The 8632-nt window shown below is 61.6% G+C and carries 7 protein-coding genes; 2 read left to right on the forward strand and 5 right to left on the reverse strand.

Annotation, left to right across the window (positions count from 1 at the left end):
* From purD to NW835_RS10960, 3 genes are all read right to left on the reverse strand, one after another.
* A partial coding sequence (gene purD / locus NW835_RS10950) for a phosphoribosylamine--glycine ligase (protein WP_414415300.1) occupies positions 1 to 1048 on the reverse strand: 1048 nt, incomplete at its 3' end.
* Between the two features lie 125 nt (positions 1049 to 1173).
* Complete coding sequence (locus tag NW835_RS10955; protein ID WP_414415301.1) at positions 1174 to 2364, reverse strand: glycosyltransferase; 1191 nt, start codon at positions 2362 to 2364, stop codon at positions 1174 to 1176.
* A 68-nt stretch (positions 2365 to 2432) separates the two neighbouring features.
* Positions 2433 to 3722 (reverse strand): HD domain-containing protein, encoded by a 1290-nt coding sequence (locus NW835_RS10960; RefSeq protein ID WP_414415302.1) that lies wholly within the window; start codon positions 3720 to 3722, stop codon positions 2433 to 2435.
* A gap of 81 nt (positions 3723 to 3803) precedes the next feature.
* On the opposite strand from NW835_RS10960, the gene NW835_RS10965 reads away from it, so the two are divergent.
* Positions 3804 to 4832: an SGNH/GDSL hydrolase family protein gene (locus NW835_RS10965; protein WP_414415303.1), complete on the forward strand. Its 1029-nt coding sequence runs from the start codon at positions 3804 to 3806 to the stop codon at positions 4830 to 4832.
* 17 nt (positions 4833 to 4849) lie between these two features.
* Here NW835_RS10965 and NW835_RS10970 read toward each other — a convergent pair whose 3' ends face one another.
* Both NW835_RS10970 and dapA read right to left on the reverse strand, forming a co-directional pair.
* Positions 4850 to 6694: a ribonuclease J gene (locus tag NW835_RS10970; protein WP_414366058.1), complete on the reverse strand. Its 1845-nt coding sequence runs from the start codon at positions 6692 to 6694 to the stop codon at positions 4850 to 4852.
* Between the two features lie 260 nt (positions 6695 to 6954).
* The gene (gene dapA / locus NW835_RS10975) at positions 6955 to 7875 is read right to left on the reverse strand and encodes a 4-hydroxy-tetrahydrodipicolinate synthase (protein WP_414415304.1); all 921 of its coding nucleotides are present in this window, start codon (positions 7873 to 7875) and stop codon (positions 6955 to 6957) included.
* A 307-nt stretch (positions 7876 to 8182) separates the two neighbouring features.
* Here dapA and NW835_RS10980 point away from each other — a divergent pair.
* Positions 8183 to 8632 (forward strand): nitroreductase family protein (locus tag NW835_RS10980; protein ID WP_414415305.1); only part of this gene is annotated, 450 nt, incomplete at its 3' end.

An 8632-nucleotide genomic window follows, 5' to 3' on the forward strand; every position in this document is an offset into this window, starting at 1 on the left:
CTCGCTCGTAGCTGTCAGGGTAGCCGGGGGCGGCCATGACCACGCAGGCGGCGTAGCCAGGTTTCCACTTCAGTTGAAGATCGGCCAGCCGTCCCTCGATGCAGGCCAGCAGCACCTCGTCCAGAGGGTTTTCCAACAGGGGCAGGATCACCTGGGCTTCGGGATCCCCGAAGCGGCAGTTGTACTCCAACACATAGGGATCCCCGTTGGGCGTGATCATTAGGCCGGCGTAGATCACCCCCTGGTAGCGGATGCCCCGCCGCTGCAGCGCCTGCAGGGTGGGATCCAGCACTTGGGCCTGGATGCGGGCCAAAATCTGTGGCGTCACCAGGTGGTCTGCTGGGGCGTGGGCCCCCATGCCGCCGGTATTGGGGCCGGTATCGCCATCGCCAAGGCGCTTGTAGTCTTGGGCGGGCAGCAGCGGCAGGCAGATCTGGCCATCCGTCAAGGCCAGCACCGAGACCTCTTGGCCGGCAAGGAACTCCTCAATCAGCACCCGCTCGCCCGGCTTGGCCAGGGCCGCCTCCAGGGCCTGCACGGCTTCTTCCCGGCTGTGGGCAACGGTTACCCCCTTGCCGGCGGCCAGCCCATCTTTTTTAATTACCACCGGATAGCTGCCTTTGCCTGACGGAGTTCTTGAATCCAGGTAGGCCAGTGCCTCAGACAAGTCGGCAAAGCCAGCAGCCGGAGCCGTAGGGATCCCTGCTTCCTGCATCAGTTGCTTGGCCCAGAGCTTGCTCCCCTCCAGTTGGGCGGCGGCGCGACTGGGGCCGAAAATGGGGAGCCCCGCTGCCTGAAAGGCGTCCACAATTCCCGCGACCAAGGGCAGTTCCGGCCCCACCACCGTCAGGCGGATCCCTTGCACGGTAGCAAATCGCACCAGTCCCTCGATGTCGGTGGCCGCCAAAGCCACAGACTGACAGCGGGGCATCTGCTGCGTGCCGCCGTTGCCAGGTGCACAGTAGACCCGAGTAATCTGGGGAGACTGCAACAGCTTCCACGCCAAAGCGTGTTCTCGTCCCCCGGAGCCGATGACCAAAGCCTGCATTGCGCTATCCCACTGTTTGTAAACGCCGCTTGTTTATCTTGGGATCCTCTCCGAACATTCCCCATTAGACCATGTTCCCGCGGTGTTTCTGCTCGCGTCAGCGGGAGGGGCTTCTTGTATTCTGCTTAGCTTGCTGCCAGGGGACGGCCCCGCCAAGTCCAGTTGCGCCCGCTGGTGGTGCGGATGGCAGAAGCCAAGATGATGGCCGCCGTCACCCAGCCTCCCACCGCCGTCAGCCACCAGTAACGCAGCGGCAGGTGGGCCCAACGCCATAGAAGCAGGCGGATGACCCCTTGGCCTAGGATCCCGGCCAGGCTGGCCGCCAAGACCTGCGGGGATCCGGTAGCCACAGCCAGGATCAACCCCAGCCAGGGCAGGCCGCAGATGCCCAAGACAGTGACCATCGCCAACACGGCGAGGGCCCAGTTGCGCTCCAGGCCCAGGAACCAGTTTTTCGTCCACCCTTCCCAGAGGGCGGCTCCATTGGCGTACATGCGGCATCGCACCCGCGACCCCCCTAGGCAAATCTGCAAGCCCAGGCCAGCCGCTTTGATGCGCTGGGCCAAGGCCACATCCTCGATAACCACATTGGCCACGCCGGCGTGTCCGCCCACTTGCTCGTAGGCGGAGCGGCGAAACAGCATGAACGGCCCGAAGGCAAAGGCCTTGGGACGCTTGGGATCGTTGACGGCGGCAAAGTCGTAGCCTGCCGCCAAGATGGCCATCATGATGGGCTGCACCAGCCACTCGGCCAGACAGCCGCACACCAACTGAGGCCCTACGCTTACCAAGCCGCTGCCGCTTGCCAGCAACTGTCCTAGGGCTGCTTCGATGGCAGCGGATCCCAGCCGCACGTCGCAGTCGAGAAAGAGCAGGTAGTCGGGGGGATCAGGCTGGGCGGCCAGGGCGGCAACGGCCTGGGCACAGGCCCAGTTTTTGCCCACCCACGTTTGGCCTTGGGGGCGGGGATCCCCTTGGAGCAGGTGCAGCCGCAGATCTTGCCGTTCGGCAGCCAGGGCCTGGGCCAGCTCCCAGGTGGCATCGGTGGAGCCGTCGTCCACCAGCCAGACCTGCAGCGGGGCGGCGGTGCTGTCCAGGATGCTGCTTAGGCAGCCCACCACGTTTTCCGCCTCGTTGTAGGCAGGCACGATCACCGCCAGCCGCTCCAGGGCCGCTCCGACCTCTGCCGCTTGCTCCGGCAAGGGATCCCGCAGCCAGGGGGAAGCCCACAGCGCCTGCCCCAGCCGCAGCGCCACCAAGGCAATCGCCAGGGCCGTTAGCACCAACACCATCGCCAGGATCTCCGGGATTCCCACTCTTGCTTCCCTCTTTCAGATAAGGAACGGATTTTGCCCATGCCCTAGCCCTGGGATCTGCCAATCCTCTAGGCAGACAAAGCCCTCTCTACGATATCGCTGTAGGGGCGGGGGAAGATCAGCCAAACCTGGCTTTGCGTTTCCACCAGGGATCGCACCAGCGGCGAGAGCTGGGCAATTTCCACGTAGCCGTCCTCGGTTTTGAGTTGGATCCCTTGGTCGTAGAAGCTGTAGCCCTGGACGTGGGCCGAGCGAATTCCCAAATAGCTTTCTGGATCCAAGCCATCTTGCTGCATCTTCTGGCTTAGAGTTGCCACCAGCTCTTGGCGTCGCTCTTCTGGCAAGCGGGTGATGTTGCGGGCCTTGAATAGATCCCGATCCAAATAGCGCCCCGCCAAATCGGCCAAGATGGGATCCTTCCCCGCCATGGCCCAAAAGCGAAAAGGGTAGCTGAACATCACATCGTCAGCGGCCAGATAGAGGGGCAAAGGCAGCTCGAAGGGATCCCCCTTTTGCACCGCCAGCGCCGCCCAACACCAGGCACTCAAGATGGGATCCAGCTCGATCTTTCCCTGGTGCAGGAGCACCTGGGCCCGCTTGAAGAGCCGCTCCAACATAAAGCGGGCACACAGGCTCTTGGGGTGCTGGTACACCTGGGTGTACATGAAATAGCGCACCACCAGATAGTGCTCGATGGCTCCCAGGCCTTTGCGGGCGGGAATGGAGAGGGATCCCGTCTCCGGGTCGTAGTCGAACACCGTGAGGATGCGATCCAGATCCAGGTGGCCGTATTGGGCGCCGGTGAGCAGGCTGTCGCGCATCAGGTAGTCAAAGCGGTCGCAGTCCAGTTGGCTGGCAATAAGCTGCCCCACCAGCGGCAGGGGAAATTGTTTCTGCCACACCTGCTCCAGTTGGGCCGGCAGTTGCGGGTCAAACTCCGCCACCAGCGTGGCTATCTGGGGATCCTCCCGCACAATGCGGGCCGTCCAGACCTCGTGTCGGCAGCCGAAAATCTCCTCGCCGGCATGGCTAAAGGGGGCATGGCCAATGTCGTGCAGCAGAGCGGCAACCAGCGTTACAGGGCGGTAGGGGCGCAGCTCCGGGTAGCGGCGGGCCAATTTGTCAAACAGGCGCCGCGTAACCTGCAGCACTCCCACCGAGTGGGTAAAGCGGGAGCCCTCAGCGCCATGGAAGGTAAAAAAAGCGGTGTCCAACTGGCGGATGCGGCGCAGGCGCTGGAAGGCCGACGTGTCGATGAGGCGAATCAGCAGCGCCTCGACTGGATCCCCGCCATCCAGGCTGATGGCACCGTGCAGGGGATCGTGGTAGGTGCGGGACTTGCAAAAACGCAGCGCCATACTCCCACCATACTCGCCAATTGGCCAATCTTCGGCTAGCTTGGCTGGGGGCTTCCCCCACCTCTGCAGCAAAGCTACCCTATGGGATCCCCTACTTGGCAAAAAAGGCAAGCCCCCAGACCCGTTCGGTTGCTGCTGCTCTCAGTGGCAATCGGGATGCTGGGGTGGGGGCTAACCGCTTGTTCCGAAACCTCTGGATCTCCCCCCGCTGTTCTCATACCCAGCCCGCCCGCCCTCACCCGCTACGTGGCTCTGGGAGCCAGTGATGCCGTTGGCTTCAACGCCTCCATCTCCTGCGATGGTCCAGCCAACGCTGCCGGCACCCGCCCGCAGCGCTCAGAGCCGCTGGACTGCCCCAACGGGACGGGGTATGTCCCCCGCCTGGCCCGCCTGCTGCCCGGCCCGGTGGAGCTGATTAACTTGGGCCGCTCAGGAGCGGTACTCAGCCCAGCCATGCAAGCCCTGCGGGAAGGGATCCCGGCCAACCTGCTCCAGGATCAAGTGCCGCGCATCCCTCCCGACGCCACCCTGATTACCCTCTGGGTAGGCGGCAACGACACCAACGCCATTGTCTTTGCCGCAGCCCAACGGGCCCTGCAGGGCGAGGATCCCTTGCCCTTTATTGAGCGCCAGATCCAACAATTTGCCGCCGACTACCAAACCCTGCTGCAGGCGGTGCGGGCCCGCGCTCCCCAAGCTCGCCTGGCGGTGGCCAACCTGCCCAACTTTGCCCTGATCCCCCTGGGGCAGCAGCAGCCCAGGGGCCTGCGGCAGCTGCTGGCTTTGGTCTCCGTCGGCCTCAGCCAACGGGCCATTAACCCCCTGAGCCAAGAGGGGATCCCCGTGGTGGACCTCCTCTGCGATCCCCGCTCCTACCGCCGCGAGTCTTTCTTCCCCGGCCCGCTAGCCGATGGCTTTCATCCCAACGACCGGGGATATGCCGACCTGGCGGAGGCTTTCCTGAGAATCCTGCAGCAGCCCGTCCCGCCTCAGCGCCCCTGCCCACCCTTTAGCGAGGTGGGATCCCTTGCTCCCGAGGCATTGGCAGAGCTCTCGTCTAGCAGCTTCCCAAAAGCAGAACTCCCCTTCTCCAGCCCAGGGAAGCCGTGAGAGCCAGCCACCCCCTCTTACGAAGCCGCCACCGCCGCCGAGGAGCGCCGCCGCCGCCCCAAGGTTACCTGCTCCTGCCGCACTTCGCCAACTGGCAGAGAGGTGACCGGCACAGACTCCTCTTCAGGCGACTGGACAAAAACCAGTACCGTCGGCTTGCCGGGCAGTTGTTCGCGGACAAAGCGGCGCACCACCCGCTCCACCTCCCCCTTGAGGCCGGCCCAGTCGATCTCCAGCCTGCCTCGCTCCAGCGAGCGGGCAAAGCGCGGCCAAGCTTGCTTGAGGGTGTCCTCCAGCAGGGGTTTTAGGTCGGATCCTTTAAAGGAATTGCCCTCACCCGCCAGGCCCAAACTTTGCACCTGCGGCGTGCAGAGCAACTGGCCACTGCCATCCAAGCTGATGACTACCGTCACCATGCCATCTTTGGCCATCTGCTGGCGCTCCTGCAGCATCTCGTCCATGACCACCCCATCGTGGGAAGCGGCAATCATCTGTACCCCCGTGGGCACCTTGCCGACGACAGCAATGCGCTCCTGGTTCACCTCCACTACATCGCCGTTGCCGATGATCACGATGTTTTCCCGCGGGATCCCCATGCTCATCGCCGTTTCGGCGTGCTTGACCAGCATGCGGTATTCCCCATGAGTGGGAACAAAGAACTTAGGACGGGTGAGGGCAATCATCAGCTTCTGGTCTTCCTGGCAGCCGTGGCCGGAGACGTGCAACCCCTTGTCTTTGCCGTAGATGACATCGGCTCCCAGCTCCATCAGCTTGTCGATCACCCGCGTTACTGCCAGCGTGTTGCCGGGAATGGGGTTGGCCGACCAGATCACTGTGTCTCCTGGCTTGATCTGCAACTGCGGGTGCTCGCCGTTGGCGATGCGGGTCAGAGCAGCCAGCGGTTCGCCTTGGGATCCCGTGGTGAGGATGATTACCTGGTCGTCCGGCAAGCTGTTGATGACATGCATCGGCTGCAGCGTCTCGTCCTTGCAGCGGATGTAGCCTAAGCGCCGCGCGTGAGCCACCACGTTCAGCATGGAGCGGCCCAACAGAGACACCACCCGGCCCTGCTGCTCGGCAATCTGCAACACCAAATTGAGGCGGTGTACCGAAGAAGCGAAGGTAGTGATGATCACCCGTCCCTTGGCTCCCGCAATCGCCTTGGTAAGGCCTGGCACCACCGAGGCTTCGGAAGGAGTAAACCCAGGCACCTCGGCGTTGGTGGAGTCGCTAATCAGACACAGCACCCCCTTTTCCCCATGTTCGGCCAGTCGCTGTAGGTCGAAGCGCTCCCCATCCACCGGCGTGTGGTCAATCTTGAAGTCGCCCGTCTGGATGACAACACCCACCGGCGTGTGCAGAGCCACCGTGAAGCTATCGGGAAAAGAGTGGGTGTTGCGGATAAACTCAGCAAAGAAGTACTTGCTCAGGGGCACGATATCCCGCGGCCCAACCGGGCGCAATTCTGTGCGGTTCAACAGCCCCACATCGCGGAGCTTGTCCTCCAGCAACGCCAGCGCCAAACGCGGGCCATAGATGACCGGAATGTCGAATTCTCGTAGGTGATACGGGATCCCGCCGATGTGATCTTCGTGGCCGTGGGTAACCACCATCCCCCGCACTTTATCGCGGTTTTGCTTGATGTAGGTCATGTCCGGCAGCACGATGTTGATGCCGTGCATGCTCTCATCGGGGAAAGCCAAACCGGCATCCAGCAGGATGATGTCATCCTCGTAGCGGAAGGCCCAGGTGTTTTTGCCGATCTCCCGCTCGCCTCCTAGCGGGATCATCTGCAGCGAGGCAGTGGGCTTGGCTGCCGAGGCCGCAGGACGGGAAGCAATGGAAGTCCGTGGTGTTGGCATATTAGCTTTAGATCCTCAACAGTGACAGTCAAACAGACAAAAACTGGTGTAGACAAATCCCAGCAAACTTACCCGCAAGGTCATAGGTAAAAGCCGGATTCCGCGGTCGCAATTTATCTCTTTCCCGGTGGGGAAAAAGCAAAAACTTTAGAAGAAAAACGGCCCTAGTCACAGCTCAAACGCCACAGAAGACCCCCCCACCCTTGAAAAACTCTCGTCATGGTAAAGGCAAAACCTAAGAAAATGTCATAAAGATGGGATCATGAAGCCTTCGCCGTCCTTCGTTCGGATCCCTGCGCTTCAGCCAGGAGGCCTACTTCTTGCAGCACTTGCCGTAAAACCTGTAGAGAACTGGCCTGGAGAGGCACCAGCGGAGGGCGCACCTGCCCCACTCGCCAACCCTGCATCTCTAGCGCTGCTTTGATGGGAACAGGGTTGGTCTCGATGAACAAAGCCTTAAACAGTGGAAACAGACGCAAATGATAGGTCAAAGCTTGGCCGTGTTGTCCGCTGCTGTAGCTTTGGATCAACTCCTGCAGTTGCGGCCCAACCAAGTGGCTGGCTACACTGACCACACCGCTGCCTCCCAAGGATAAGATCGGCAGTGTCAGAGAGTCATCTCCTGAATAGATGTCGAAATGTGGGGGAGTAAGCCGCCGAATTTCCGAAACTACATCCATTGTACCACTAGCTTCCTTGATGGCGACAATCGTTTCCAACTCCGCTAGTTTCGCCACCGTTTCCGGCTGCAGGCTCACCCCCGTCCGACCGGGAATATTGTAGAGCATGATGGGCAGGTCGCTGGCTTGGGCAATCGCCTTAAAGTGCTGATAGAGGCCAGCCTGGGTGGGCTTGTTGTAGTAGGGCACCACTTGTAAAGAGCCATCCAAACCCAATTGGGCAGCTTTTTTGGTGGCTTCGATGGCCTCGCGGGTGGAGTTGGATCCCGTGCCGGCGATAACTTTAGCCCGACCGGCCACCGCATCTCGCACCACGCGGAACAGTTCGTACTCCTCTTGCCAGGTTAGGGTGGGAGACTCGCCAGTGGTGCCGCAGACCACCAAGCCATCGCTGCCGTGGGTTACCAAGTAATCAGCCAAACGAGCGGCTTCTTCGTAGTTAAGCTCCCCCTCAGGCGTAAAGGGGGTCACCATTGCCGTCAGCACGCGACCGAAATTCACAGGTTATCTCTCCCCATCAACCACGCCGCTCGCCATTGCCGGTCTGTGACCCCGCAAAATCCAATGTTGCGGGCCAGAGCCTTGGTTATCTCCTTATCATACCTGCCTTTGGGCCAGGGATCCCGTTTGGCCGGCGGGGCTGCTTGCCAAGGCTCAGCGCACCGGTTGCCTCAGAGCAGCTAAAAAGGAAATAACCTAGAAGGGGCGGACCGTTTGAACCCAGAATGTATGGTAGCCCACCAACTCTGCCTTTAGTCCTGGGATCAGCAGCCTTCCGGCTCCTGACCTTTCAGCTTCGAGGATTGCGATGGACGCTCTAGCTGCCATAAAAGCGCGCATCTCCGCTGACAAGTTCGATCCCAGCCAGCTTCTATCGGAAGCGGAGATCCGCGAGCTGGTGGCCTATGCCACGGAAGCTCCTTCCTCCTTCAACATCCAGCACTGGCGGTTTGTTGCTGTCACGGCTCCCGAGGACAAAGAGCGCCTTAAGGCCCTGGCCTACAACCAACAGAAGGTGGCGGATGCGGCGGTGGTGTTTATTGTCCTGGGGGATCTGAAAGGCTATGAGAAGCTGCCTGAGATTGTCCAAAGGGCTGTGGCCGCCGGGATCCTCCCTCCGGAACGGGCGGAAAGCTGGGTCAACATGGCCCAAGCCACCTACGCCAACAACCCTGCCTTGGCGCGGGATGAGGCAATTCGCTCCGGGGCGCTGGCGGCCATGGCACTGATGATCGCGGCCCAGGCAAAGGGCTTGGTG

The sequence above is a fragment of the Synechococcus sp. OH2 genome, from assembly GCF_047462155.1.
In the GTDB taxonomy this organism is placed as follows: Bacteria; Cyanobacteriota; Cyanobacteriia; order Thermostichales; family Thermostichaceae; genus Thermostichus.